Raw genomic sequence first — 25,855 nt, 5'->3', positions numbered from 1 at the left:
CTTGGTGGAATCACCTATTTTCAAAATATATCTTGATATAAAGGATACGTTTCAAAATATAATCTAGGGACCAACTTATTATGGCAAGTGCGACAACTAATTACCAACTCAGATGCGTAGCCAACGGCCACCTAAACTCAGAAGAAGAAACAACCACCTATTGTACCCAGTGTGATAGTGTTCTTCGGGTTTATTATGATGAGCCCTCCGACGATATTCAGTATCCGCTGAAGGAGTTAAAGCCTGATCCGATGAAAACTCATCCATCGGCTCTCAAAAAGCTGGATCGCTTGTCCGAAACCTATAACGCAGATCTCTGGGCCAAACTCGAATTTGAACATCCCACTGGCTGCTTTAAAGACCGGGGTAGTTATATCGAGGTACAGAAAGCTCTTGAACTGGGCGCTGATGCTATCTGCCTTGCCTCTACGGGAAATATGGCTGCCTCGGTAGCTGCTTATGCCTGCTATTTTAAGATTCCCTGTTTTGTATTTGTCCCTGAAAAAACAACGGATGCCAAAATTGCTCAAGCTACTATTTATAATGCTAACATCATCCGTATAAAGGGAGATTTTAGTACCTGTGAAGCACTCTGCCGCGAATTTGCCAAATCCGGCAACTATTACTTGGCCGGTGATTATGTTTTTCGTGAAGAGGGTCAAAAGTCGTTCCCTTATGAACTTCTGGAGCAGAATGGCGATGATTTTGATTATATCTTTGTCCCTGTGGGCTGCGGTACCAACTTTGGGGCGATATGGAAGGGATTTTCTGAGCTCAAAGAATCTGGGAAAATTTCTACACGCCCAAAAATGATTGCCATCCAACCCGAGCAAAGTTCACCCGTTGTTGAAGGTATTTTCAAAAAAGAGAAAATCATTAAGAAACAGGTAAACACCATGGCGCAGTCGGTGGCTGCTTCCGATCCCGTTGATTTTCATAAAGTTTTATTGGGTATCGAAGAATCCGATGGTTCCGCCTTTACGGTAAGTGAGGATGAAATACTGCAATCACTAAAAGAAATGGCCGTCGAAGAGGGACATTTTACCGAGCCGGCCTGTGCATTGCCATTGGCTGCTTTCAAAAACCATCCGGATATTTTTGAGGGTAAGAAATGCCTTTTTGTGCTTACCGGATCAGGCCTCAAAGATACCAAGGTGGTAGCCAAACACTCTTTGTCTTCACCCGTCCTTTCTCCCGATATCGACAAAGTAACAAACTATATAAAATCTGGCTTTATCGAGATGCAGAAAGATTCATGGGGGAAATCTCGTGATACGTTTATGGCAAACCTCGAGATGGATGACGAGCACGAAAAACTCTACAATGAGTATGTTTCCAAGATTAATAAAAAAGGCAAAACACTTAGCAACAACGAGATTGAAGTCCTTCAATCACTAATATTTAATGAAGACCTGGACCTTGAGTATCCCGTTGAAGTTCTTGATTATAAACTAACAATGCGCAAACATGGGTTGGTGCAAGCAGCAGTAAAATTAGATCTGCAAGGAGAAAAAATCATCTCGGAAGCTAAGGGAGTGGGCCCAATTGATGCAATCTTGTCTGCCATCCGTACAGAAACAAACTCCATATTTCATTTGGAAGTAAAAAATCATGAAGTAGAAATTCTGAGTCCTGATACTGATTCATTGGTTGTAGTAACTTTAACACTGGCAAACAATGATCAGGAATGGGTATCTAAAGGCGCTTCTCCGGATACTCTTGAAGCAGTTATACAAGCATTCACAAAAGGGCTAGCTGTGGCTATGAAATCCACCGTGGTTTAACAACGTTCTTTTATCATATTAAAAACAAGAAGGCCTTTTCAGAATACAAGGGGCTTTAGTCACTATTCAGGTTCATAGCTTTTTAACAGCCATTCCCTGAGTTTACGGTAATTATTATCCATGGCAGTGCTTTGTTTCGGCTTCTCCAGGCAATTTGCCAGCCGATCAGGGATGGGCACCGGTTCTCCGATAACGGGCTCAATCACGTCCCCAAACTTAGCCGGATGGGCAGTGGACAAAATGATAACGGGGGTATCAGCATCTTCTCCAAAATATCCTCCCTCATTATTTAAATATTGCTCGGCAGCATAGTATCCCACAGCAGTATGGGGATCCATCAGGTAATCGTATTTCCGGTACACTTCCTTGATTGCATGTCGCGTCTGAGCATTCGAGAAAGAAGCACTCCACAGGTGTTGTCGAACTTTCTGCAGATCATCATCAAACAAATGCCGGATGCGCGCAAAATTGCTGGGATTACCAACATCCATAGCATTTGAAATAGTCTGCTCAGAGGTCTGAGGCTCAAATTCTCCCGTTTGCAAATAAGTAGGAACGACATCGTTGGCATTGGTAGCAGCAATAAATCCGGAGACTGGTAAGCCTATTTTTTGCGCCATCAGACCCGCTGTTAAATTTCCGAAATTTCCGCTCGGCACACAAAATATTGGCGAATGATCAAAGTCGAGCTGAGCCACCGCATGCAGGTAATAAAACATCTGCGGCAGAAGCCGGGCAATATTAATGGAGTTGGCAGAACTCAACAGCAGTTGCTCATTCAAGGAAGTATCCGAAAAGGCCTGTTTGACCATCTTCTGACAATCATCAAAAGTTCCGTCCACTTCCAGGGCAGTCACATTTTGTCCGGCCGTCGTCAACTGCTGCTCTTGTATATGGCTCACTTTGCCGCTGGGATAAAGCAAACAAACCTTAATTCCTTCCACACCAAGGAATCCCTGCGCCACTGCACTGCCGGTATCCCCGGAAGTGGCAGCCAGGATAATTAAATCCCGATCGGCCTCTCTTTGCAGCTCCGAAAAAAAACGGGACATAAAGCGTGCTCCAAAATCTTTGAACGCCAAAGTAGGACCATGAAAAAGCTCAAGTACTTTCTTGGTCTTATTCAGATTAACCAACGGTGCCTCAAAATTGAGCGCTTCATTAACAATCTTTTGCAACAGCAGTTCATCGAGTTCCTTTACAAACAGGCGACTGACCTCAACACCGATATTTTGCAAACTTTTGCTACTGAGATCAGCTAAAAAGTCTTCAGATAGCTGTGGCCAATCTTTCGGAATATACAATCCCCCATCTGGCGCCAATCCCTGCAGTGCTGCCGTTGAAAACGAAACAGAAGAAGCATTACCGTTTGTGCTAATAAAGTGCATCTATTGCTCCCCTAAAATTTGAGGCCCTTGTTTGTTAATCCTACAGACGTACGCTTCATTATCGAGCCTCATTCCATGAAATACATTTTGCATAGCCCTGGCTGCTTTATGAGCATCATCCTCGGTGGACGACAAAGCAAATATTGAGGGCCCTGACCCAGATATTCCACTACCCAGTGCACCAGCGTCGAGTGCTGCTTGTTTAACTTCTCCAAAACCGGGAATCAGCACCGACCGTATTGGCTCTATGATGACATCCTGCAAAGATCGGCCGATCAGTTCATAATTACCTTTCAATAGACCAGCTACCAAACCACCCACGTTACCCCACTGATCCACGGCTTTGTGCAGCGGTACATCACGACGCAGAATATTGCGGGTATCTTCGGTCTTGATCTCGATATCGGGATGAACTACCGTAGCAAAAAGAGGTTTCGGACAATCTAACTCAATTACATCCGGAGGGTCCTGACTTCGTATTAAAACGAAGCCACCGAGCAACGAGGGTGCAACGTTATCCAGATGTGCAGTGCCACAAGCCACGCGCTCACCCTCAGCTGCAAATGATAACAACTCACGGTCGTCGAACGGCAAACCCAATAGTTTATTAACGGCAACGACTGCACCCACCGAGCTGGCCGCGCTTGACCCGAGACCACTACCCAGCGGCATCTTCTTATGGATCTCAAGCTCAATGCCTTGCTCAAATTCCAGATGCGCCAATAACTTTTGAACAGCAACACCGGCCGTATTTTTTTCAATGGAAGTAGGCAACACACCCCCTTCACCGGTGATTTTTGCAATAATCAAGCCTGGTTCATCTGTCCAACGGGCAACAATCTCATCACCGGGTTGTTCCAGGGAAAATCCCAGCACATCGAAGCCACAACTTACGTTCGCAACCGACGCCGGGGCAAATACTCGGACTTGCTGCAGGGCATCATTCATATTACCACTCTTTCCTGAATGAAGGAGCATTGCTAATCCGCAGAATATCGGCGATGATTCCACTGGCAGTTACATCGGCACCCGCACCGGGCCCTTTCACCACTATCGGACTATTCTGGTAATGCTGAGTCTTGAAAGACACAATGTTATCGCTTCCGTCTAGCCCATAAAAAGGATGATCACTGTCTATTTTTTCGAGCTTCACTGTTGCTTCTTTGTCTTCATATCGCGCGATATAACAGAGCTTTTTACCGTCGGAACGCGCTTCCTCAAACATCTCAGTAAATTTATCATCATGGTCAGACAAGATATCAAAAAACTCATCAACGGTATCCACGTTGCTAGCTTCTTCGGGCACAAGATTTTGAATATCGATATTTTCAAACTCCAGCTTTAAGCCTGCTTCACGTGCCAGGATTAACAATTTCCGTCCTACGTCTTGTCCGTTCAAATCTTCCCGGGGATCCGGCTCTGTAAATCCTTTATCGCACGCAGCTCTTACTACTTTACTGAAAGGTTCACTGCCATCAAAGGTGTTGAAAATATAGCTCAGTGTGCCAGACAACACTCCCTCGATGCGCATCACATCGTCGCCGGTCAGCACCTGCTCTTTCAGCGTAGCCACTACTGGCAGACCCGCGCCCACGTTCGTTTCATAGAGATAGGCAACATTGTGCTTAAAGGCCAGTCGCTGGAGCTCTTCGTACTTGGCCAGCGAACTCGAGTTGGCTTTCTTGTTGGCCGTGACAATCGAAATATTGGATTCCAGAATATCCGTATAAACATTTGCAATTTCATCACTGGCCGTGCAGTCAATGAATATGCTATTCGAGAGATTCAGGCCAGCCATCTGCTCAATAAAGTTATCGATATCTGACTCATCACCCTCGCTGAGCATGCGATCCTTCCAATCACCCAAATCAATTCCATCCTCATCGATCAAGAACTTTTTGCTGTTGGATATACCTGTTAACTTGAGTTCAAGATGGTAGTCATCGAGCAGTTTTTTCGCCTGTTTCTGAATTAGTTTTAACAGGTTTCCACCAATCAGCCCAACCCCTACCAGAAACAGGTTCACTGTTTTTACATTTGCCAGAAAGAATGCATCGTGGAGCGTATTTAGCGTCTTAGTCTCATTTTTTCGGTCGACAACAATCGAGATATTTCGTTCAGAAGAACCCTGAGCTGTTGCAACCACGTTGATACCATTCTTGCCCAGTGCCTGAAATATACGTCCCGATATACCGGGCTTGCGACGCATTTCGTCACTCACTACCGCCACAATCGAGAGTTCGTTCTCAACCTTTACCTCATCGATAATGTCATCTCGAAGTTCATAGCGAAATTCCTCTTCAATCGCCTGCTGTGCAGTTTCAGCTTGTCCCGGTAACACGGCCACGCAGATTGTATGCTCAGAGGAAGCCTGCGTAATCATAATAATGTTGATACCGGCATCAGCCATAGCCCCAAAAAGTCGCGCGGAAATACCCGTAACCCCGATCATACCACTACCCCGAACAGTCAAAAGCGTAATATTATCTATCGAGGAAATTCCCTTGATAATGGATGGACCGGGTAGCGACTCGTCACTTATTTTAGTGCCTTCCTCATTGGGTTTAAAAGTATTCTTGATCAGGATGGGAATATTAGCCTTCATTGCAGGCTGTAAACTGGGCGGATAGACTACTTTGGCCCCAAAGTGCGACAACTCCATGGCCTCTTCGTATGACAAGTGCGGAATTACAAAATAACGTTTCACCTTGTTGGGATCGGCTGTCATAATCCCTTCAATGTCAGTCCAGAGTTCAACCGCTTCAGCATCAAGTGCCGCACTCAGCAGCGAAGCCGTATAGTCTGATCCACCACGTCCCAATGTCGTAGATTCTCCGGAGGTTGCCGACGCCACGAACCCGGTAGCGACTTGGATGGTATTGGAACCTGTCTTCATAAAATGTTGGCGAATATTATCATAACTTTCATCGAACAATACACGCGCCGCACCAAACTCTTTATTTGTTTTGATGACTTGGCGTGTATCGAAATAGTCAGCCGGAATCCCACAGTCGTTAAGGTATTGACTCACGATAAAAGCTGAGAAACGTTCGCCAAATCCAAGCACAAAATCACGGGTACGCTCAGTCAGCTCGCGCGTCAACGACACCCCATGCAGCACATCATCCAACTCATTGAACATCATCTTGAACTGGGCCAGTGCATGACTCTGATTCTGAATGCTGACCAACTCTTTGATTACCGAATTATGACGCTGCTCGAGCTCTTCAAGGATTTCCCGATACGTATCATCCCCCTGTGAAGCCTTGGCAACTGCCTTATCCAGCAAGTCGGTTACTTGTTTAAAAGCAGATACCACCACCGCAATATGATGGGCGTCCTGCTTTTGTTTAATGATATCAGTTACTTGTCGAATGGCATCAGCACTGCCAACCGATGATCCACCAAATTTTAAGATGCGCATATGCTTTCACATTCATTGAAATCAAACTTTTATTCATCGAAGCGCATCTTCGAGTTCAAGCGAAGCATCACTGTCAGCGTCACGGTATTTTACAATCAGCGGACAGGCGACATTGAGCCCCTGCTCTTTAGCCCAATCGCCACTCATAGGACGCGTTCCGGGAACGACTACTGCTCGCTCTGGAATATCGGCTCCTTTGCCGAGTACTTCCTCATTTACGCAATCATACACGGGTATCGATTTTGAAAGCGTCACACCAGGCGCAATGACGGCTCCTTTTTTAACGAGAATACCTTCTACGATTACCGATCCCGCACCGATAAAACAGTCATCCTCAATGACTACAGGCGATAACCCAACGGGTTCAAGTACGCCGCCTAACTGTACTCCTGCTGACAAGTGTACATTTTTGCCAACTTGTGCACAGGAACCAACCAGGGCATGGCTGTCAATCATCGATCCCTCATCCACATAACCGCCTACGTTCACATAAGCCGGAGGCATGATAATGACATTTTCCGCCACATATGCCCCACGGCGAACGGATGATCCGCCCGGTACCAAACGTACATTCTCATCAGCCGAAAACCTGCGGGGTGGCAAATTATGCTTGTCTACAAAGCCATCATAAATACCTGAATACTCGGTATTTTTGCCGGCTGAAAACGATGCCAATATCGCTTCTTTAACTTCCCGGTTTGCTTCCCACCGATCCCCTTTAGGCTCGGCCGCACGCACTTCTCCGGTTTCCAGTTTATCTAAAATTTCTTCCCAGTTCTTATCACTCATCAGTTTTTGAAATAATTTATTTTAAAATTAATTGCTTCCTGAATTCCCGTTACTCAGTAACGATGTTCTTCATACCAGCGTTGAATCATGTTATCAGCATTTTTCAAGATGCTGATATCCTCCACATCCTCTTCGGTAAGCGGGGGATGTAAGGTGGCATTTTCTATCCACCCTTTGTCCTGCAGCAACACTTTTGCCGGAACGGGATTAGGTCCACTGAACAGAGCATCGGTACATTCCTGCCAAAGCGGAAGTAGTTCCGGACCGCGGCCATCTAAACACCAATCTACATATTGATGCGTAGCTTTAGGCCAAACATTTGAAGCCACCGAAACAAGTCCATTGCAACCGGCCATTGCAAAAAACGGAAGCAGCCCGTCATCACCGCTGTAAAACATAATATCCTTGGCCGTCTTGCGATAGTTCTGGAAATCTTCGATGCTCCCGCTTGCTTCCTTAACGGCTATAAAGTTGGGATGATCAGCCAGTTCTTTAAGAACCAAGGGACTCATTTTGCTACCGGTACGCGAGGGCACATTATAAAGCATGCACTCCTTGTCGGCCGCATCCAACAATGATTTAAACCATTTAACCTGTCCGTTGGGACCGGGCTTAGCATAGAGTGGTGTCACCAGTAGAAATGAATCCACATCAAACTGATGACAATACTCTATCCACTCAATCTGGTTACGGAGATTAAATCCTCCCACTCCCACCATAATTGGTACATCTACATTCAGGCTTGCAGCCGTTTTAACAACCTGCTTTTTATCTTCCATAGGCAGTGCCAGACCTTCACCCGTGCTGCCCAAAACAAGCACGCCGTTGCCGGCCTCATTCTGCTTGTGGATTAACGAAGCTAAATTGTCGAGATGAACATCCCCATTTTCTTTCATGGGGGTTACCAATGCTGTGTAAAGTTTTGTATCTGCAATACTCATAATTATTGTTGCATTACGTTATCAAAGATAGTTGAAAGGTCATGAAACCCCGAATTTACATCACCATTAACAAGTTGCTCTGCGGCCCAAATGGCCCCTTGAGCAAATATTTTACGATCGTGAGCCTGGTGTTTCAGGTGAATGGATTCTGCATCTGTTTTAACCTCCAGCTCATGAATTCCTTTTACATCTCCTTTTCGCTCTGAGGTTATCTTTGCTTTCTTGCCGAGCCATTCTTCCCATGAAATTGCCGTACCGCTGGGTGCGTCCTGTTTGTGTTTGTGATGGATCTCATGAATATGAAACTGCGGATTATCCAACACCGAAGAACTCTGACCGATAATATTCAAGCATCGGCGAACAATATTCATCCCCAGACTAAAATTCGAAGCCTGCAGCCATTTAATATTTTTCTCTTTTAACTGACGATCCAAATCCTCCGGCCAATCATAACCGGTCGTTCCCCATGCAGCGGGAATTCCTGACTCGATAAGAGCAGCTGCGAGTTCTTCTACTGCACCTCCCGGCACGAACAAAATAGCAGCATCGGCCTCTTTAAGCTTTTGAACCGTTGGCTTATTTGAAGAATCGAAGGGACCAACAATTTGATCCTCCTTTAATATTTCAACAACCTTGCCACCGGTTTTCCCAGTGCCTATAACGGCAAATTTCATATACTTATCTTTTAATCTTTAACGCTTAGTGAGTGATAAGTATAACCTTTTCAGTGTCTATTTTCATCCATTTGCGCAATTACCCAAATATAATGTAGATTCAGGCTTAACAATTCAAAAAATACCAAATATGTATACCTTATTTGCAGCTCCTGTTTTTACTAATGACGCAGTCGTATTAGGAATCTTGTTACTGATTCTGGCATTCATATTTGTCACCTCAAGCAGTGATAATCCCAAATGGCAAAAGTTCTATACCTTCGTGCCCTCGCTGCTGCTCTGCTATTTTATTCCATCTATTTTCAACTCACTGGGATTGATATCGGGAGAAGAGTCCAACCTCTATTTTGTTGCTTCCCGGTACCTGCTCCCTGCCAGCTTGGTGCTCCTTACACTTAGCATCGACTTTAAAGGGATTATCGGTTTAGGCCCCAAAGCTATTATCATGTTTTTAGCGGGAACGGTTGGGATTATGATTGGCGGTCCGCTGGCACTCATTACAGTCAGCTATTTTGCGCCCGAGATGACTGCAGGAGCCGGGCCCGACGCCTTATGGCGGGGATTATCAACCATAGCCGGCAGTTGGATTGGCGGTGGCGCAAACCAAACAGCCATGTTCGAAGTTTTTGACCCCAGCGCCGACCTGTTTTCGGCCATGGTAACTGTTGATATTATTGTTGCGAACATATGGCTGGCCTTCCTGTTGTATGGGGCAGGTATTTCTGAGAAAATTGACGCCTGGTTTAAAGCAGATGCTTCACCCATTACAGAGCTCAGAAAAAAGATCGAAGATTATCGTGCCAACGTGGCGAAAATTCCTACACTCGCTGACATTACAACAATTGTAGCTGTTGGCTTTGTAATCACAGCTATTGGTCATCTCGGTGCCGACGGCATTGCTCCCTGGATTGGAGAAAACTTTCCCCAGCTTAGCAATTTAAGTCTGGATTCAGAATTTTTCTGGATTATTGTTATTGCTACTACCGGGGGACTAGCCCTTTCCTTTACTCGTGCTCGTGAGCTTGAAGGAGCAGGCGCTTCAAAAATTGGAAGCTTATTTCTGTACATCCTGGTTGCTACGATTGGAATGAAAATGAACGTGATGGCTATCTTCGAAAGTCCAGGCTTCTTCCTCATTGGACTGCTCTGGATTATCATTCACGTCATCATTTTGTTTATCGTGGCTAAGATCATTAACGCGCCGTTCTTCTTTATTGCAGTAGGTAGTCAAGCCAATGTTGGAGGTGCTGCCTCAGCGCCCATTGTTGCTTCGGCCTTTCACCCGGCCCTAGCTCCTGTTGGTGTACTTTTGGCGGTCTTGGGATACGCTGCCGGAACATACGCAGCCTACATCTGTGCTATTATGATGCAGTTTGTGAGCTGATAGAGGGCAAGTGTGAAACGGCAAAAGCTGATCGTTTGCCGTTTCACTTCTCACATCTGAATTATTATTTGCTGATTTAGGAGATGAGTTTCCGTATATTTGAAGTGATTTAAAAACAGGAATTACTCACATCTCTTCATGCGCATTCTGAAATTTATTGGCGTCTTTTTGGGCACCCTCATCCTCACCTTTTTTGTCGTTTTTGGATTTAACCTGGACGCCCTAAAAACACTTTATAAGAACAGCGGTGATCTGCAAGAGGGGCAGGAATGGGTTTCCAAGGCTACTTCGCTCAAAGGACTCACTCAATATATTGGATCAAATCCACAGCACACGACTATTGTATCACGATCTGTGGCTAATCCTGATACAACTATTGCTTACCGGGCAAATATACCACGCACGATGGGGACGCTCTCAAACTTCTTCCTTATTACTACCTATGCCCGATTGATTGAAGATGGGCAAATCAATCCCGATGCATTGATTCCACTTGAGAATACAGACCGTTTCCTACTCCCTTATATTGATGAGTCCCATCACGATGATGCCAAAACCGCTCTCCAAAATAGAAATGTCATTACAAATGATGGGAAAGTCCCGCTCAGCGAACTTTTGGAGATCGCTATTATTTATAACGACTTGGCAATATCAGATTTTCTATATTATCAATTAGGTCAACAAGAAATTGAAAAAACTTTCGATCTGCTTGAGCTAGAATCTACCGATCCACCCCTGCCCTTTTCGGGATTATACATTACCCTACATCCCGATTTAGCCGAGGATGAGTTTGATGCTCACTTTGAGAAACTTTCAGCCTTATCCAAAAGTAAATTTCGGTCAAAAGTTTTAAATAATGCCAACCGCTTTAGAACGGATGATGAATTCCACGATCGGGTAACAAAACTCTTTGAGGAAGAACAAGGATTGGGCATCGGCTTTAAAGAACGACGAAATATACTGAGCCTCTTTCCAAAATCTACTGGGAAAGAATTAACAGAGCTCATGGTTCAGCTTCAAAAAAACAAGCTTATCTCCGCCTCTGTTTCAGAAAGAGTAAAGGGAATTATGGATTGGCCCTACCAAGAGCAAGGATTAAACAATGATTTTAAATATTATGGTGCCATTTATGACAACAGACTTGGACTGCTGAACGGCATGGACTATGGCGCCTCTGTTTATTCGGAAGAGCCATTCGGACAAGCAGTATTTTTTGACTCGCTGCAAGTGGCCTTTTGGTTTCACATGAGCAGCAACCTGATGCATCAGGATTATCAGCAACGCATGATGTGGGATCCCGCATTACGCCAAGCTACGCTTCAGGAAATCAGCAAATAGTCTTACATTGCGGACAGTCAACCACAAATCAAACAAGGTGCCATCATGGCAAAATCAGACAAAGTTAACGAAACTGTTCGAGGCGGTATCACGTTGGGTACAGCCCTCGCGGTAACCATCTCATGGTCGGTCAATAAATCAATTTTGTGGGCTATTATCCACGGGCTTTTTAGCTGGTTTTATGTGATTTACTATGCATTCTTCTATTAAACATTTTGCATTTTTGATACAATGAATAAGTACAAATACCTGTATCTTTTTTGGCTTTTACCCGCCGCTTTTCTTTTTCTGACCCTGCATCAGGGACTGGTTTATTACGGCATTACTGATACCTATGAAAATGGTAACAGTTACACCGCTGAAGTCAATGAATTTGAACTCAAACAAATTGCTGCTCAAACAAATGGATATATCGTACTGCAATTTACTACCGCCGACGGCCAGGAAATTGAGCGTAAGCTTTCGCTACCGGTCGAGATGGCAGGCGGCTTGCAAGATATCCGCGTAGTTCCCATTCGCTACCAGCCCGGCGCCATGCAGGAAATTGTGCTAATGCCCACATATGAAACGCATAAAAATCTTATCTGGACAAACGCGCTTATGGCAGGTGTTGCTTTGTTGATAACGTTCTTTATCGGACTCGTAGCTCATCGGTTTGCTAATCAAAAGATGAATGAACCGGAAGAAGAATTTGTCATCGAACGAGTAGATTAATTTGTTATGGCTCCATCAGATTCTGAGAAAGGTACTCTTTACCTGATTCCCAATACGCTCGGCAAAACACCTGAAAATAATACCATCCCCGAATATGTGTTAAATCTTATTCGGCGGATGGAGGTACTTATCGTAGAAAATGTACAGACGGCAGCACGATACCTTCAATGGGTTGGAAATACTATTCCGGAATATGAAATTGAATTTCTGCTGCTCAATAAAAAGACCCCAATCCACGAAATTACTTCATTCCTCGACCCTCTAAAAAAGGGAAAGGATGCAGGTTTGCTTTCTGAGGCCGGATGTCCCGCTGTAGCAGATCCCGGATCGGAACTTATCAAAATGGCGCATGACTGCAAGATCAAAGTTCAACCGCTGGTGGGACCTTCTTCCATCTTGCTGGCGCTGATGGGATCGGGTTTTAATGGCCAGCAGTTCACCTTCCACGGTTATCTGCCTATTGATAAAAATAAACGTCAAGCGGCCATCCAGCAGTTAGAAAAAGAGTCAAAATCATCAGGTGGTACGCAAATTTTTATGGAAGCTCCGCATCGAAATAACAAGGTAGTCGAGGATGTCACCCGCTATTGTGAACCCACCACTCGTTTTTGTACGGCTACCAATTTGACGTTGCCGGATGAGCAAATTGTCTCCCAAAAAATATCGGACTGGCGAAAAGAATCCATCGATTCTATACACAAAGAACCAACGATATTCCTCCTTTATGCTTCTTAGTTATAAATAAGAAAGCCTGCTCTATTACAGAACAGGCTTGAAATAAAATGATAATTAAGGTATTACGCTCCAGCTTCTTCCAACATGTTAACAATACCCTCATAATCGTGAGAGCTGGCCTGATCTTTAGCTGTCCAACCGCGATCATCCATTACACTAACATCACTATGGTGTTGTATTAACAGTTGCACTATTGCATCATAGCCGTTACTGGATGCCCAGTACAATGCACTCGTCCCCCTGTTATCACGGGTGTTTACTTCTGCACCATGATCAAGCAGATATTGAACAACGTCTAAATGGCCGTGCTTGGCTGCTTTCATCAATGCTGTCCGATCGTGCTCATCACTGGTATTTACATCGGCACCATTTTCCAAATACTGTATTACGGTCTCTAAGTCTCCGTTTTCTGCTGCTTCTAGAAAGGCGTTTTCTTCCATATTCAAACCTCCTTATTTAGGATTAAAGGTGGGTCACTTAAAAGCATTGTAAATGTTTGGAAGATCATAGTCAACCTTTCGATAAAATGTTTTTTACAAAAAGAAAGGGACGCATCTCTGCATCCCCTTTTTGGACTTCTTCCATAAATAACAATCTACTCCAATCCAAGCACATCCACGCCTTGATTAAATGTCACATCGACGGGAATAGACTGCTCAGATAATCGATCTAAAGACTGCTTCAGTTGATCACCTACAGTGCCATATTCTTCTACAAATGTTGCAACACCTTCATAATCCCCATCACCCTGAAGGGTCAGGATCTTATTGGAAAGAGAATCGGTTGCCTCAGCAATTTTATCAAAGTTTACGCGATAGGTCTGGGCCTCTTCATCATAACTGAAAGCACCTTGTTCTTTAAAATAGTTGAACCGAATAAGATTTGCCTTACCATGTGCACTGGATGAGCCAAACCTGATGGAGCGAAAAATGCTGGCCATAAAGGTTACATAGTTGTTTTCGATAGTTCCCTCATCGACCATGCCATCTTCGCGCAGCTCTGAAACCATATACAATCCTAACACATCGGCCTTGCCTTCCTCCAGCGCCGAAGCATGTTCTTTGAGCGCCTCACGAACTGTCCCCTTGTCATTGATGGTATTTTTGATTCCAAGTCCATGAGCTACTTCATGGAACATCGTATTGCCAAAAAACGCATCGAAAGTCAAGTATTGCCGCTGATCTTCAGCAATAAGAACTTCAGAGATAGGTACCAAAATCTTATCATATTTGGCCCGCATTGCATTTTTTAATTGCAGTCGACGGGTTCCCTTCTCGAGCTGGACTTCTTCATCGTTAGGCAAATTTATAGCTATGGTTTTTGACCCCGCATTGGCGTCCCCGGCATAGTAAACAGCATCATAGGCATTGAGGTCAGAATCCCGACCCGGCGTCTCCTGTTTGTATTCTTCCGGAACAGGTAACCCATCCTGAAGTTCGGGCAGGACTTCCGCATATTTCGACAGACGATTACTCCACTCTTTATCTTTAATAAGCACAAAGGTTTCATGGGCCGCTTTATAGCCAAAAAGCTGATCTTCATAGGTTTCAATGGGACCAATCACCACTTCAATCGTATTGTCTTTCATATCCAACCACGCCATATCACTCTCCTGGTAATCATCAGTAAGGAGAGCTTCAGCACGGAGATTCAGATACTTCTTAAGTCCTTCACTCTCGGCCAGCTCGGCCGCTTCTTTCAGTTTATCTGCAGCCAACTGATGCTGTTCAGCAAAAGCTTCGTGATACGGAATGGTTGTCAACCCGCCATTGGCGGTCCTTCTCACCAACGTGTAAAGATCATCCTTGGCTTCGGAATCCCAATTCTCGAACTCTTCTTTGGTCATATCGGGCGGATAAAAATTGGCGCCTTCGGGTTTTGGTCCAACGTCATCAATGAAAGGCTCGTTGCCATTTAACCGATCCCAGGGACCGTAGTTTATGTGGGCAAACTCCTGTTCTTTCTCAGATATATTATTCAAAAGCGTTTGCTTATTGCCATAGGCTTCCTCCCAGAATACTTCATCCATAGCCTTTCCGGCCTCAATAAGCAGCTTAATAATTTCTTTTTGATTGTCGCTAAGAGATGAAACATCTGCCGTCAGGGTAAATTCGGTATATTGGTTCAGACGATCATCAATCGACATCTTTTCTTTACTTTCCATACCCTGACAGCTTACCAGAAAACCGGCAATTGTCAGCAGTACTAACACTTTAGTTAATGTAAATTTCATATTTATCAATATTTTAGGTTACAGGATTTAGGATTCATCAATATACTTTTGTTTGGGAAGCATATCGCGTTGTTTTAGTTCACTCAAAATCAATTCTGTCATATCACTTTTAAAAGGAAATTCGTACCTGATGTCAAGAACATAGGCTTTCACCCGAAGCTTGAGCACGAAATTTTCTTCGTGTACTTCATTCAATGCAATGATTGTAATCGGTTTTTGTAAATATACATATCGGGATGAAACAGCGGCACGATAAGCAATTCGCTTAACGGCATCTACATCTACATCCATCGGCAAGAATATTTCTGCCACCACCTGGCAATCCAAAGCACTGGAATTCGTATTTGAAACCGCCTTATTCATCAGTTCACTATTGGGAATCGTTACTACAGAGTCATCGGGCGTAACAATTCGACTGGATCGCAGCCCAATCGACAGCACTTCGCCATAATGCTCAGCAACCTGAATTTTATCCCCCACTTGGAATGGCCGATCCATGATAATGATAAATCCCCCGAAGATATTTTTCAGGATGTCTTGAGCGGCAAATCCCACAGCTATACCCACCGATGCTAACACCGTGATTATAGTACTCAAGGGAGGATTAATAATACCCGCAATTATGATATATATCGCAAAAGTCCAAATTACCAATCGCACAACAGGCACCATGCGTTTGATCCCAAGTCGATAGCTGGTAAACTTCTCAGACAGGTTCTCTAACACTAAAACCACAAATCGGTTTAGAAAATAGGTGATAATTAATGCAACGATAATTGCCAGTATTACCCCCACGGAAATAAGATTTTCAATTTCCGATAGAGCCTTGCCAGTATCTTCTCCAACTTGATTTAAATTTGAGCTTGTGTCATTGCGGGCCGTGTCAATTTTAACCGTATCAATCTGCGTCGTATCAATTTCTATGGGACTAATAACCACCAATGTATCAGCCTTTTGGGCGACCGTATCTTGCTGGGCAGACAGGCCAACATCAGATAATCCCAAAAAGATTATCCCCGAAAGTAGAAATATCTTTACAATTCTATACATACCGTTATTACCCCAAGTGAATTATATTTCGTTCTTTGAGCACCCGTACAATCTGCCGGTACATTAAATGATTAATAGTATACGACTCGTTTTTTTCTACCAACATGCCACGCGACCGCAACCGATTTAGCAGCAGCCTGCTTTCCTCCAGCGTCATATTCATAACCATTGCCAACTCCTTATCCAATAACGTATCATGTAATACAAAAGCAGCCAGTACAAACAGCACCTGCGGGTTTAAATCCTCAATCATCTCTACAGACGTTACTTCAAGGGGCTGTACATAGAAATACGTTTCGTCATACTCCCGGATGGATCGTATCCAGAATATCATCGCAATAGATGGGTTCCCCTCAGCCAGCTTTGTGAGCTTCTCGAAATAATCTTTCTTCAGGTGTTCCTGAGCCTCTTGTTCCTGATCTTTTAGTTTTCGATAGGTGCGCGATTGTCGTATTTGATCATCTGGTTCAAAATAAAGGGAATATCCACTGGCCTGATGCCTGCTTAAAATTATATGCTTGACCTGTTCTTCGTTTAGCGAATCACTCTTACTTATATGAGAAAAGTATTCGCTGATTTGTAATACTTTATTCAAAAACGACCAAGCGTAACGAGAGCAACTGACCATCCAGAAAATATTACTGCGCGTCTCTGAGATAAGATATGATAACTTCTCAACAGCTTTAAAACCATTGATATTACGGACAAAACAATTCTGTATTGACTCCAAAACGACTACTTTGCGTTTATTAGAGTCATTTATAGATGCTACCAGTTCTTCGATTGTCTGAGGAGATCCAACCTCCAATACCCCTGCTATTTTATTTACGAGCTGTTCCTCTTCCCAAATGGTCTTAGTAAACTCAACAATTTCTACCTGCTCGTCGTCAAGCTCAGAATCTGCCATCAAGCTGAGAAAGGATGATTTTCCACTGCCTTTTTCACCTATAATAGCAAAATTTGTGGGGAACTTATTTTGCCACTGCTCATATGCCCTATTAAAAGTCAGGATCGATTCCTGTGCAGGCTCAAAGAATCGTTTATCAGCCAGCGAATGAAAGTCAAACAAACGCCTGTAGATATAGGGCAATTCTTTCATTTTCTGGTCCGTTTCAGAAAGATAGGTAGCAATATCTGACCGTTTCAACTCCTGAATCTCCTGCTCCTTAAAACCCAAAAACGCTTTGAGGTCGATACCATATGTTTTCAGCTTTTTCCAGACAAATCGGCTCCATAACATCAGCCGATCCTCAACTCGCGCCCATCGTGAGTCTAAGACGGTTTGCCAATCCTTTGTTTTTTCCTTCATCGTATATTTAGCGTTCAGCAGCTGAAGCTGCTTAGAATCACCCTCGTGCAACAAAGCTAACAAGGAAGAAAAGAACTCTTTACTACCTGAATCAATAGCATCATTGACCTGTTGCCACTTTTCATTTGCCTGATCAGTTAGTTCCTGAACCTTTGACAAAATACGTTGCAGTGCTTCGCCGACCACTTTTGTGGGATCTTCTTTCTCAGCCACATCTTCATCCCTGGCTTCGAGTGCCGAATCAAAATTTACTGTTATTATATTTTTAACTTCAGTAATCTCTTCCAGATTTTGAGTTAAAAACTGCTCGTATTGCTGGTCAGCCGGCTGCAACGGCTTCATGAATAACTCCCTGAGAGCCCGAATAACAAGTTGCCGCCATTCCACTTCCTCTTGGTTTACCGAAGGCGGATTCTTGTCAAGCTTAGCATCAAAAACGAGTTGTGCTTCTTGCGGAAACTGTCCAACCTTCAGCAACAGATCCTCAAACAGATGTTCCGTTTTATCTGATAAAATACGTTTATCCAACAGTTTCTGAATCGGTTGGATGAGTCTCTCATCCACAAAAGTAGTAAGTTTTTCATGGAGTGACCGTAATTCTTCCGCCGTAGCTCCCTGACCAACTTTGCTAATCGCCTCCTCAAGATCCGCGGAAAACTCCCTGAGCGGAGCTTGTAGTGACTCTTGAAAGATATCCTCAAAGGCTCCCTCAAATTTTAAAATCTCTTCTTTAATTTCGGATCGTAGCTTCAAAAATTGAACCACATCCTGGGTTCGCTCAAAGTAAAGTTGCTGTACAAGCTGCCATTGCTCTTTTTGTGTCCGGTACCGGGCATTTATTTTTTCTCTTGTCGTTTGCAGTCGTTCTTCATCAAAAAATGCCCCATTCCATTCCAGGGTTCCGACTTTTTCGATGTCGTTAATTATTTGAGACTGCTTACTATTTAACACATGCTTCACTTGGTTAAGCAGATCGGCCTTTTTCTCCTCTAACTTATTCTTCTGATCCGATATAAATACACTTAAATCCAACTCTTTCTGCTTCTCTGCTTCTCTAACTAAAAGATCCTCAATATCTCTAATCAGTTCTAACTGTACGCGTTCAAGGAAGTGTCCCCATTCCAAAGCAGACTCATTATCCAATAAATGATAGCATACTGCTTTATCTAAAGGGATCTTTTGCTCCCATTGGGGATACGCTTTCTTGTTACCTGAAAAAATGTTCTTTAAGAATTGGATACTCTCATACCCAAATTTTGCAAAACCGCGGGCAGTGCTTTTCCCATGCTTGCCGATCGCCACCCAGACCGAATCTTCCTGCTGTAAAGTAAATCGTTCTTCCTGCTGTTTCCATACTTGATCATCGGGAAACACATTACGGATCTGATCAACAGTTGACAAATACGCCGCTAAAATACTCTCGCTTTCTTGATCGGAAAGAGTGCCCTCAATTTTATTTAAAATGCCGGAAAACCCTTGTTTTATAGCATCTTCAGATGCATACTTGCGTTCAACAGCCGAAAAGTATCTCAGAATCTGATCAAAATCACTGAATCGCGCCTCAATATATTGGGCAAGATGCGCCTGCAGGTTTGCTTCGATCTCCTTTCGTAGCTTATCCCTAAATTCTTGACGATCCAATAGAAGTACCTTCGTTAATTTAATTTTCCACAATTTGATTAAAATATAGTGAAATACAAATTATTACTTACCGTTACTCATTGCGAATCATGGCAATAATCGCTTTTTCTTCTTGAGCAAATATTAGTTAATTTCGATCAAAATATTCTCTGGCATCACAATGAAATGTAAGGTGATCGATCCCATTTTAAAATACTTGAACGCCCCTTCAAAATGTGGACTTTTATGGTCACTGTTGATAGGCTGTCTCTTTTTAAGTATTGGGATACCCCAGCCCATCCAGGCACAAGATAATCCGCTGCAAATGGTTTCCACGGCAGAACGCAGCGATGGTAAAGGGCAAGTTGTTCGATTTCATCTCAAACAACCTGTTGACTCTTTTCAAGTATATCAGCCCGATGTGGACCTGATACAGATGACTCTTTACCAAGAGAATATCGACACCTCCGATATCGAATTGCCAAATATCTCTTCCGCTTTTGATGAAATAAGCTTTTACGACATTCCTAATGGTATAGGCATAGACATTTACATTACGGAAGGCAAGTTTTACGATGGCAAGGCGTATCACGACGGTAATAGTAATGACCTTCTGCTGGGACTTACCAAAGTGGATAAAACAGAGTTAGAGTATCTCACAAAAGATACTGAACCCATTATCTGGTCAAGTTTTACAATCACCGAAAAAAACCTACTTGAGGGAAACGGCAGCGGTCAAAGCAATTATCAAGACAACGACTACGATCAAACAAGAAAAAAGATGAAGTTTGATGTAGTTGTCATTGATCCCGGTCACGGCGGTCACGATCCCGGATCTATCGGTCACAGAAATGTCAAAGAGAAACATATCGTCCTCGATATTGCAAAAAAGGTGGGTGGCTATATCAATGAGTATATGCCTAATGTCAAAGTGGTATATACCCGCGAAACCGATAAATTTATCGAGCTTGAAGAACGCGGGAGCATTGCAAACGAAGCTGAGGGCGATCTGTTTATATCAATACATTGTAACTCCCACTCGTCGCACCAACCGTATGGAACCGAACTTTATTTTTTAGGACTGGAGCGTAGTGAATCCGCCCTGGAAGTGATGAAACGTGAAAACAAGGTAGTCCGACCCAATAATGATACCGAACAGCGTGAATTAAGTCAGGAAGAACTGTTAGTTTATGAATTGGCAAATAGCAGTTATATCGCAGCCAGTGAACAAATTGCGGGAATGATGGAATATCAGTTTGACGAGCGAGCCCAGCGTCATTCCCGTGGGGTAAAACAGGGACGATTTGTAGTGCTGTATCACGCTTCAATGCCTGCTGTACTTGTTGAAACTGGCTTTATCAGCAACCCCAGTGAGGCGCGTTATTTAACTTCCGATCGCGGACAGACGTATATTGCTTCCGCCATTTTTCGAGCTATCAGGAATTACAAGGAAGGAAATGGTAATCCATAATTTTAAAATCATTTTATATTGGACCCTCTGATAATTGGCGTTGCAGGTGGCAGCGGATCCGGTAAAACAACTGTGGTTCAGCATATTATCGATGCTATTGGTGAAGAAGATATTCTCCTCATCCAACACGATTCCTATTACCGAGATCTTAAACATTTATCATTTGAAGAACGCACCCAGCAAAATTTTGATCATCCCTCTTCGCTGGAAACCGAGTTGATGATTCGTCACATTGAAGCCCTGAAGGAAGGCTACCAGGTTGAAATTCCTATTTATGATTTCACCAAACATATTCGCAAAGAAGACACCCGCCTGGCTGAGCCCAAAGAAATTATTTTAGTTGACGGCATACTCGTCTTCACCGAAAAGGAACTGCGTGACCTGATGAGCATAAAACTCTATGTTGATACTGATGATGACATCCGGCTACTGAGGCGTATTCAGCGTGACATTGTAGAACGCGATCGGGAGCTTGAGCATGTACTTTCCCAATACCAAAAGTATGTCCGTCCCATGCATCTTGAATTCGTAGAACCCACAAAACGCTATGCCGATATCATTATTCCACACGGTGGGGAAAACAAAGTGGCTCTTGATATGGTTAATGCTCTTATTCAGGATCGGCTTAATAATTCCGAAGTGGCGGAAGAAGAAAGCGAATCTGTTGCCGAATAATTTTGTTATACAAGATTGACAGTAAAAATTAATTTAAAGGATATTAACAGGAAACTATTATGGATATAAATGCTAAAACCGCCATTGTTACCGGCGCAAGCAGTGGCATTGGAATTGATTTTTCTCAGGCTCTAATAAATAAAGGAGCTACTGTTTTTGGCATGGCTCGCAGCACCGATAAGCTCAAAAAAGTACAACAGGAGCTCGGGGACCAGTTCAAACCTGTTACCATGGATATCACCGACCATGATGCCATCGAGAAATGGATCGATAAAACTTTTTCGGGCGATCATCAACCTGATATCCTTATTAACAACGCGGGCTTGGGTCGATTTGCCGATGTTGATGAGCTCCCGTTAGAGGATTGGGAAGCCATGGTACAGACAAACTTGTCTGGAACATTCTACATGACTCGGAAGATTGTACCCCTGATGAAAGAAAAGAAATCGATCTGTCATATTATCAACATTGCATCAATAGCCGGCAAAATTGGCAATCCCAAAATGACCGGGTACAATGCGTCCAAATTTGGTGTTCGAGGATTTAGCGAAGCTCTCTTTAAAGAAGTTCGGTACGACGGTATAAAAGTCACCTGTTTTTACCCGGGTTCTATTGCCACCAGCTTCTTTGGAGATAAAGACACCGATACCCATGAAAATATGATGCAACCTGAAGAAGTAGCTCAGGTGTTGATCAATGTTCTCGAAACACCTGATAACTTCCTGATCAATGATATCACCATGCGACCGTTAAATCCCAAGGCCCCGGAAGATCAATAGATGAAGTGGCTCGCTCCTCTTATTTTTCTATTATTGTTTTCAGTGCTGGGCTGTTCGGATCATACTTCAAAACCCAATCAGCTCATTGACGAAGACAAATATATCAACCTGATGGTAGAGCTGCAGCTCGTGCGATCTTACGGGGAAACCAACTCGCTGGATAGCCTGACAGTCGATTCACTCACTGATGAAGTTTTTCAAAAGTATGAAGTTACAGATTCTGTGTTTGTTCAAAGCCACAACTACTACCAACAATTTCCCAAGAAGCAGCAAGCTCGTATTGAAAAAGCAATTGAACGTTTAAAGATGGATCAGGTCTCAGATTCAACTGCCCAAGTAACCAAAACGAAATGATCTAGGAATCTTTCAAGGCGTATTCATCTCCCTTAGTTGTCAGCATTTGCTCCCGAAGCAGATAGCTCAGCAAGCGCTTGGTTCGATCTTTATTCCAGCCAACACGGTTTGCAATCTCCGCAAACGACAGTGAACCTTCTTTGAGTACATTTCTGATTTGACGTATCTCTTCATTTTTAACGGGAACAGTAGCCTCATTACTGTTCAAACAATTATCACAATGTCCGCAAGCCTCTACATTTTCTTCTCCAAAATAATGACGAATATAAACTTCCCGGCAGTTATCAGTTGAAATATAGCCCTTCATGTATTCCAGCTTTTGCAATAAATTATTGCGATGCTTTTCCAGCTTATCCGTACTTAAAGATAAATTAGGATGCCGTTCCTCCATCAGCTTAATCAATGGCAGCTCTCCAATAGATTCATACTTTAATATATGATCGCGATCCTGAAGAACCCGCAATCCCTTTTTTACGGCATTAGCCGAAATCCCCAGTTTTTTCTGGATATAATCAAACTCCAGGTACTTCATCTTCCCAAATGCCTCTCCTCCAAATTGACGAAAAAGAACATCCAAAAACTCCGCTTTCTGCTGATTTTCCAGGCCGTTAATTTGATCATGCACATAATCCTGACTAACAATAAAATGCACACCGACCTGTGGAGTGATGTATTCAATAAGCTCAATAACCCCCAACTGACTAAGCACGTCCAGAGCAGTTCCCACTTTTCGACGGGGCAACCCTGATCGCTTCTCGAGGGCCTGCACCGAAACCTCCTCACACTCTTCCATTTCAGATCCTACTGCCAAGTTCAACTCATCACATAGTACATCATACACCTTCTGCAGTTCTTCTTTACCCGGATAGGAATCTTTAACTCTTTGTTCTGCAATAATAGCATCAGCCTCCTTAAATAATAAAATGGGGAAACTTTCTTCGCCATCTCGTCCTGCCCTGCCCGCTTCCTGGTAATACGATTCCAAAGAATATGGCATCTCATAATGAATAACATAGCGGCAGTCACTTTTGTCAATGCCCATCCCAAACGCATTTGTTGCTACCACTAGCGGGGTAGTGCCATCAATCCACTCTTGTTGGATTTGTTGCCGGTCGGCCGAATCAATTCCCGCATGGTAGGCCTTTGTTTTTATTCCCAGCTTTTGTTCAATTTTTTGAGACAACTCCTCACAATTTCTTCGGGTTCCCCCGTATATAAGTCCAGAACCCTTGGAAGCAGCTTGCTGAACAGCCTTAAAAAGCTTGTTGTCTTTTTTCTGGGTTTCGACAACCCACCATTTAAGATTTGGACGATCAAACCCTTTAGAGACGATTACGGGATCTTCCAGTTCCAAACTTTTTTGAATGTCATCCCGAACTTCCGGCGTGGCAGTTGCCGTCAGAGCAACCCAGGTTACTTCATCTGCGATATCTTCTAAAGCAGGACGAATTTCTCGGTAGCTTGGTCGAAAGTCGTGCCCCCATTCCGATATACAGTGCGCCTCGTCAATGGCGATAAGATCAATATCCAATTTAGGCATTTCAGCCTCCCAAAGCGGCGTTTTCAGCCGCTCCGGTGAACAATACAGCAAATCGTACATGCCATTTCGGGCATTGGCAAATCGCTGCTCAATTTCCCAAGACGAAATCGTACTATTCACAAATGTAGCCGAAACTCCTCGATCATTAAGCTGCTCAACCTGGTCCTGCATCAAAGCCACCAGCGGCGAAATGACGATTGTCAATCCATCCAGAACGGTAGCAGGCACCTGGTAACACAACGACTTGCCTCCCCCTGTTGGGAAAAGCACCAAAGTGTTTTTTTCATCCAGTACCGATTGAATCACCTTATCCTGACCCGGTCGAAAGGAAGGGAATCCCCAGTATTTTTGGAGCGCCTGTTGTGCCTGCTTGAATTTTGTAGAGCTCATAAACGGATATATAATTATTTTGCCGTAAAACGCCCAAAAGGATTTATAGTTTTTAACAAAGAAGTTTTTTACATCTCTTGATCAATAAGAGTTTTACATTCTATCAAAATTAAACTGTCGAAACAATTTGCCACTTGCTTGCTAAACCTGACACAAATTCTACACATTAAAGGTGGTGCATTAAATGAGAATCACTTTAAAAGTGACGGGCTTTAAATTTTAGAAAAACTGTTAATATAACCACATGTAAAATGCTATTTATTTCGGTCTTCTATGTTTATATGGTCTGATCATATCACTGAAAACAGGTTCTTTAATGCTCGGTTTACAGGCCATTTTAGCAGCTTTAAAACACATTTTCATAACAAATCAAATTGATATTTGCCTTTTTGCTCAGAACCATCCATTTTAGCGCACCATGAAAGGAAACGGAACACATATCATTTCTTCCAGCGACAGCCAATCTGTTGCAGGCATTTCTACGTTCCGCTTTCGTCTACGGCGACGGGCCCTTCGGGCTCAAAAATAACTCTCCAATAGGAGAGTACATGCTAATGTACCTCTCCTCTCGTCCCCTCATTTTTTAAACTTTTTATTTCTACCAGCGAATACCTGTATCGCTGCTGTATTAAACATCGCCGTACGATGGATATTTCTATTACCATAGCTGACACTGATCATCTCTGTTACGCAGATCAAATTTGCGATCTCATGAAAAAGGCTGCCAAAAAGCGCGGCACTGGGATTGCCAAACGTGCTCCAGAATATATAAAAAACAAGATCTCTGAAGGCAAAGCGGTTATTGCCATTGACGAGGACATTTACAAACTAGCCGGCTTTTGCTACATCGAAAACTGGGGTCACGACAACTACATTGCTAATTCAGGACTCATCGTTCATCCTCATTATCGTAAGATGGGACTCGGCAGGCGTATCAAACGGCAAATTTTTGAGCTTTCGCGCCAGAAATATCCAAAAGCCAAAATTTTTGGAATTACAACAAGTATGGCGGTGATGAAAATCAATTCTGATATGGGATACAAGCCAGTCACTTTCTCCGAACTTACCCAGGATAAGGAGTTCTGGAAGGGTTGCCAAAGCTGTCCCAATTACGATATCCTGACCAGCGAAGATCGCAAAGACTGCCTTTGTACCGGCATGCTCTACGATCCCAATAAGGAAGAAGACACCAAAAACCGGCGGAGCTGATAACAGCCTTACCTACATCAGCTTAATAGACATCCTCAAACCACTTTCTTTAAG

General features: G+C 43.4%; 22 protein-coding genes. 11 read left to right on the top strand and 11 right to left on the bottom strand.

The genetic code is table 11. The features are described from left to right. The first annotated feature begins 80 nt into the window (after positions 1-80). Positions 81-1,784 carry a threonine synthase gene (gene thrC, locus ACT3IB_RS11225; RefSeq protein WP_491539109.1) on the top strand — a complete coding sequence of 568 codons (1,704 nt, stop codon included), beginning with the start codon at positions 81-83 and terminating at the stop codon, positions 1,782-1,784. Between the two features lie 62 nt (positions 1,785-1,846). Here the strand turns inward: thrC (ACT3IB_RS11225) and thrC (ACT3IB_RS11220) are convergent, their stop codons facing one another. Genes thrC (ACT3IB_RS11220) through ACT3IB_RS11195 form a run of 6 tightly spaced genes read right to left on the bottom strand, consistent with a single transcriptional unit; the run spans position 1,847 to position 9,000 of the window. Continuing rightward, positions 1,847-3,172, bottom strand: a complete 1,326-nt coding sequence (gene thrC, locus ACT3IB_RS11220) for a threonine synthase (protein ID WP_491539108.1) — start codon at positions 3,170-3,172, stop codon at positions 1,847-1,849. Then, positions 3,173-4,120, bottom strand: coding sequence for a homoserine kinase (locus ACT3IB_RS11215; RefSeq protein WP_491539107.1), 948 nt, complete (start codon positions 4,118-4,120; stop codon positions 3,173-3,175). Position 4,121: 1 nt separating this feature from the next. Beyond that, positions 4,122-6,596 carry a bifunctional aspartate kinase/homoserine dehydrogenase I gene (thrA, locus tag ACT3IB_RS11210; protein WP_491539106.1) on the bottom strand — a complete coding sequence of 825 codons (2,475 nt, stop codon included), beginning with the start codon at positions 6,594-6,596 and terminating at the stop codon, positions 4,122-4,124. 33 nt (positions 6,597-6,629) lie between these two features. After that, complete coding sequence (locus ACT3IB_RS11205; RefSeq protein ID WP_491539105.1) at positions 6,630-7,385, bottom strand: 2,3,4,5-tetrahydropyridine-2,6-dicarboxylate N-succinyltransferase; 756 nt, start codon at positions 7,383-7,385, stop codon at positions 6,630-6,632. 53 nt (positions 7,386-7,438) lie between these two features. Further along, the gene (gene dapA / locus ACT3IB_RS11200; protein ID WP_491539104.1) at positions 7,439-8,326 is read right to left on the bottom strand and encodes a 4-hydroxy-tetrahydrodipicolinate synthase; all 888 of its coding nucleotides are present in this window, start codon (positions 8,324-8,326) and stop codon (positions 7,439-7,441) included. 2 nt (positions 8,327-8,328) lie between these two features. Then, on the bottom strand, positions 8,329-9,000 hold the full coding sequence (locus ACT3IB_RS11195; RefSeq protein WP_491539103.1) for a dihydrodipicolinate reductase C-terminal domain-containing protein: 672 nt from the start codon (positions 8,998-9,000) through the stop codon (positions 8,329-8,331). A gap of 130 nt (positions 9,001-9,130) precedes the next feature. Here ACT3IB_RS11195 and ACT3IB_RS11190 point away from each other — a divergent pair, with 130 nt between their 5' ends. The 5 genes from ACT3IB_RS11190 to ACT3IB_RS11170 all read left to right on the top strand — a co-directional run bounded on the left by ACT3IB_RS11190 (position 9,131) and on the right by ACT3IB_RS11170 (position 13,171). Next, the gene (locus tag ACT3IB_RS11190) at positions 9,131-10,384 is read left to right on the top strand and encodes a DUF819 family protein (RefSeq protein WP_491539102.1); all 1,254 of its coding nucleotides are present in this window, start codon (positions 9,131-9,133) and stop codon (positions 10,382-10,384) included. 138 nt (positions 10,385-10,522) lie between these two features. Beyond that, the gene (locus ACT3IB_RS11185) at positions 10,523-11,722 is read left to right on the top strand and encodes a serine hydrolase (protein WP_491539101.1); all 1,200 of its coding nucleotides are present in this window, start codon (positions 10,523-10,525) and stop codon (positions 11,720-11,722) included. Positions 11,723-11,767: 45 nt separating this feature from the next. Continuing rightward, a complete protein-coding gene (locus tag ACT3IB_RS11180; protein ID WP_491539100.1) occupies positions 11,768-11,932 on the top strand; it encodes a hypothetical protein in 165 nt (54 codons plus the stop codon). A gap of 21 nt (positions 11,933-11,953) precedes the next feature. After that, positions 11,954-12,436 (top strand): hypothetical protein, encoded by a 483-nt coding sequence (locus ACT3IB_RS11175; RefSeq protein WP_491539099.1) that lies wholly within the window; start codon positions 11,954-11,956, stop codon positions 12,434-12,436. Between the two features lie 6 nt (positions 12,437-12,442). Beyond that, positions 12,443-13,171 (top strand): SAM-dependent methyltransferase, encoded by a 729-nt coding sequence (locus ACT3IB_RS11170; RefSeq protein ID WP_491539098.1) that lies wholly within the window; start codon positions 12,443-12,445, stop codon positions 13,169-13,171. 62 nt (positions 13,172-13,233) lie between these two features. Here ACT3IB_RS11170 and ACT3IB_RS11165 read toward each other — a convergent pair whose 3' ends face one another. The 4 genes from ACT3IB_RS11165 to ACT3IB_RS11150 all read right to left on the bottom strand — a co-directional run bounded on the left by ACT3IB_RS11165 (position 13,234) and on the right by ACT3IB_RS11150 (position 19,404). Further along, positions 13,234-13,611 carry an ankyrin repeat domain-containing protein gene (locus ACT3IB_RS11165; RefSeq protein ID WP_491539097.1) on the bottom strand — a complete coding sequence of 126 codons (378 nt, stop codon included), beginning with the start codon at positions 13,609-13,611 and terminating at the stop codon, positions 13,234-13,236. Positions 13,612-13,766: 155 nt separating this feature from the next. Then, a complete protein-coding gene (locus tag ACT3IB_RS11160; RefSeq protein WP_491539096.1) occupies positions 13,767-15,404 on the bottom strand; it encodes a DUF8614 domain-containing protein in 1,638 nt (545 codons plus the stop codon). Between the two features lie 27 nt (positions 15,405-15,431). Continuing rightward, a complete protein-coding gene (locus ACT3IB_RS11155; RefSeq protein WP_491539095.1) occupies positions 15,432-16,454 on the bottom strand; it encodes a mechanosensitive ion channel family protein in 1,023 nt (340 codons plus the stop codon). Positions 16,455-16,461: 7 nt separating this feature from the next. Then, complete coding sequence (locus ACT3IB_RS11150) at positions 16,462-19,404, bottom strand: hypothetical protein (RefSeq protein ID WP_491539094.1); 2,943 nt, start codon at positions 19,402-19,404, stop codon at positions 16,462-16,464. A 160-nt stretch (positions 19,405-19,564) separates the two neighbouring features. Here ACT3IB_RS11150 and ACT3IB_RS11145 point away from each other — a divergent pair, with 160 nt between their 5' ends. From ACT3IB_RS11145 to ACT3IB_RS11130, 4 genes are read left to right on the top strand one after another with little or no spacing between them, the layout of a single operon-like run. Beyond that, positions 19,565-20,854, top strand: coding sequence for an N-acetylmuramoyl-L-alanine amidase family protein (locus ACT3IB_RS11145; RefSeq protein WP_491539093.1), 1,290 nt, complete (start codon positions 19,565-19,567; stop codon positions 20,852-20,854). A gap of 18 nt (positions 20,855-20,872) precedes the next feature. Then, complete coding sequence (gene udk / locus ACT3IB_RS11140; RefSeq protein ID WP_491539092.1) at positions 20,873-21,529, top strand: uridine kinase; 657 nt, start codon at positions 20,873-20,875, stop codon at positions 21,527-21,529. A 59-nt stretch (positions 21,530-21,588) separates the two neighbouring features. Then, positions 21,589-22,308 carry an SDR family oxidoreductase gene (locus ACT3IB_RS11135; protein ID WP_491539091.1) on the top strand — a complete coding sequence of 240 codons (720 nt, stop codon included), beginning with the start codon at positions 21,589-21,591 and terminating at the stop codon, positions 22,306-22,308. Continuing rightward, the gene (locus ACT3IB_RS11130; protein WP_491539090.1) at positions 22,309-22,662 is read left to right on the top strand and encodes a DUF4296 domain-containing protein; all 354 of its coding nucleotides are present in this window, start codon (positions 22,309-22,311) and stop codon (positions 22,660-22,662) included. Position 22,663: 1 nt separating this feature from the next. Here the strand turns inward: ACT3IB_RS11130 and ACT3IB_RS11125 are convergent, their stop codons facing one another. After that, the gene (locus ACT3IB_RS11125) at positions 22,664-24,592 is read right to left on the bottom strand and encodes a RecQ family ATP-dependent DNA helicase (RefSeq protein ID WP_491539089.1); all 1,929 of its coding nucleotides are present in this window, start codon (positions 24,590-24,592) and stop codon (positions 22,664-22,666) included. A 645-nt stretch (positions 24,593-25,237) separates the two neighbouring features. On the opposite strand from ACT3IB_RS11125, the gene ACT3IB_RS11120 reads away from it, so the two are divergent. Next, positions 25,238-25,801: a GNAT family N-acetyltransferase gene (locus ACT3IB_RS11120; RefSeq protein WP_491539088.1), complete on the top strand. Its 564-nt coding sequence runs from the start codon at positions 25,238-25,240 to the stop codon at positions 25,799-25,801. The last annotated feature ends 54 nt before the right edge of the window (positions 25,802-25,855 follow it).

The sequence above is a fragment of the Fodinibius sp. GM21 genome (genome assembly GCF_058386955.1).
The sequence above is the reverse complement of the archived record's forward strand: the minus strand, read 5'-3'. Positions and strand labels throughout refer to the sequence as shown.

Excerpts from the sequence above, each read along its gene's own strand:
- thrC (WP_491539109.1), top strand. The coding sequence starts at position 81 with ATGGCAAGTGCGACAACTAATTACCAACTCAGATGCGTAGCCAACGGC.
- thrC (WP_491539108.1), bottom strand. The coding sequence starts at position 3,172 with ATGCACTTTATTAGCACAAACGGTAATGCTTCTTCTGTTTCGTTTTCA.
- ACT3IB_RS11215 (WP_491539107.1), bottom strand. The coding sequence starts at position 4,120 with ATGAATGATGCCCTGCAGCAAGTCCGAGTATTTGCCCCGGCGTCGGTT.
- thrA (WP_491539106.1), bottom strand. The coding sequence starts at position 6,596 with ATGCGCATCTTAAAATTTGGTGGATCATCGGTTGGCAGTGCTGATGCC.
- ACT3IB_RS11205 (WP_491539105.1), bottom strand. The coding sequence starts at position 7,385 with ATGAGTGATAAGAACTGGGAAGAAATTTTAGATAAACTGGAAACCGGA.
- dapA (WP_491539104.1), bottom strand. The coding sequence starts at position 8,326 with ATGAGTATTGCAGATACAAAACTTTACACAGCATTGGTAACCCCCATG.
- ACT3IB_RS11195 (WP_491539103.1), bottom strand. The coding sequence starts at position 9,000 with ATGAAATTTGCCGTTATAGGCACTGGGAAAACCGGTGGCAAGGTTGTT.
- ACT3IB_RS11190 (WP_491539102.1), top strand. The coding sequence starts at position 9,131 with ATGTATACCTTATTTGCAGCTCCTGTTTTTACTAATGACGCAGTCGTA.
- ACT3IB_RS11185 (WP_491539101.1), top strand. The coding sequence starts at position 10,523 with ATGCGCATTCTGAAATTTATTGGCGTCTTTTTGGGCACCCTCATCCTC.
- ACT3IB_RS11180 (WP_491539100.1), top strand. The coding sequence starts at position 11,768 with ATGGCAAAATCAGACAAAGTTAACGAAACTGTTCGAGGCGGTATCACG.
- ACT3IB_RS11175 (WP_491539099.1), top strand. The coding sequence starts at position 11,954 with ATGAATAAGTACAAATACCTGTATCTTTTTTGGCTTTTACCCGCCGCT.
- ACT3IB_RS11170 (WP_491539098.1), top strand. The coding sequence starts at position 12,443 with ATGGCTCCATCAGATTCTGAGAAAGGTACTCTTTACCTGATTCCCAAT.
- ACT3IB_RS11165 (WP_491539097.1), bottom strand. The coding sequence starts at position 13,611 with ATGGAAGAAAACGCCTTTCTAGAAGCAGCAGAAAACGGAGACTTAGAG.
- ACT3IB_RS11160 (WP_491539096.1), bottom strand. The coding sequence starts at position 15,404 with ATGAAATTTACATTAACTAAAGTGTTAGTACTGCTGACAATTGCCGGT.
- ACT3IB_RS11155 (WP_491539095.1), bottom strand. The coding sequence starts at position 16,454 with ATGTATAGAATTGTAAAGATATTTCTACTTTCGGGGATAATCTTTTTG.
- ACT3IB_RS11145 (WP_491539093.1), top strand. The coding sequence starts at position 19,565 with ATGAAATGTAAGGTGATCGATCCCATTTTAAAATACTTGAACGCCCCT.
- ACT3IB_RS11135 (WP_491539091.1), top strand. The coding sequence starts at position 21,589 with ATGGATATAAATGCTAAAACCGCCATTGTTACCGGCGCAAGCAGTGGC.
- ACT3IB_RS11130 (WP_491539090.1), top strand. The coding sequence starts at position 22,309 with ATGAAGTGGCTCGCTCCTCTTATTTTTCTATTATTGTTTTCAGTGCTG.
- ACT3IB_RS11125 (WP_491539089.1), bottom strand. The coding sequence starts at position 24,592 with ATGAGCTCTACAAAATTCAAGCAGGCACAACAGGCGCTCCAAAAATAC.
- ACT3IB_RS11120 (WP_491539088.1), top strand. The coding sequence starts at position 25,238 with ATGGATATTTCTATTACCATAGCTGACACTGATCATCTCTGTTACGCA.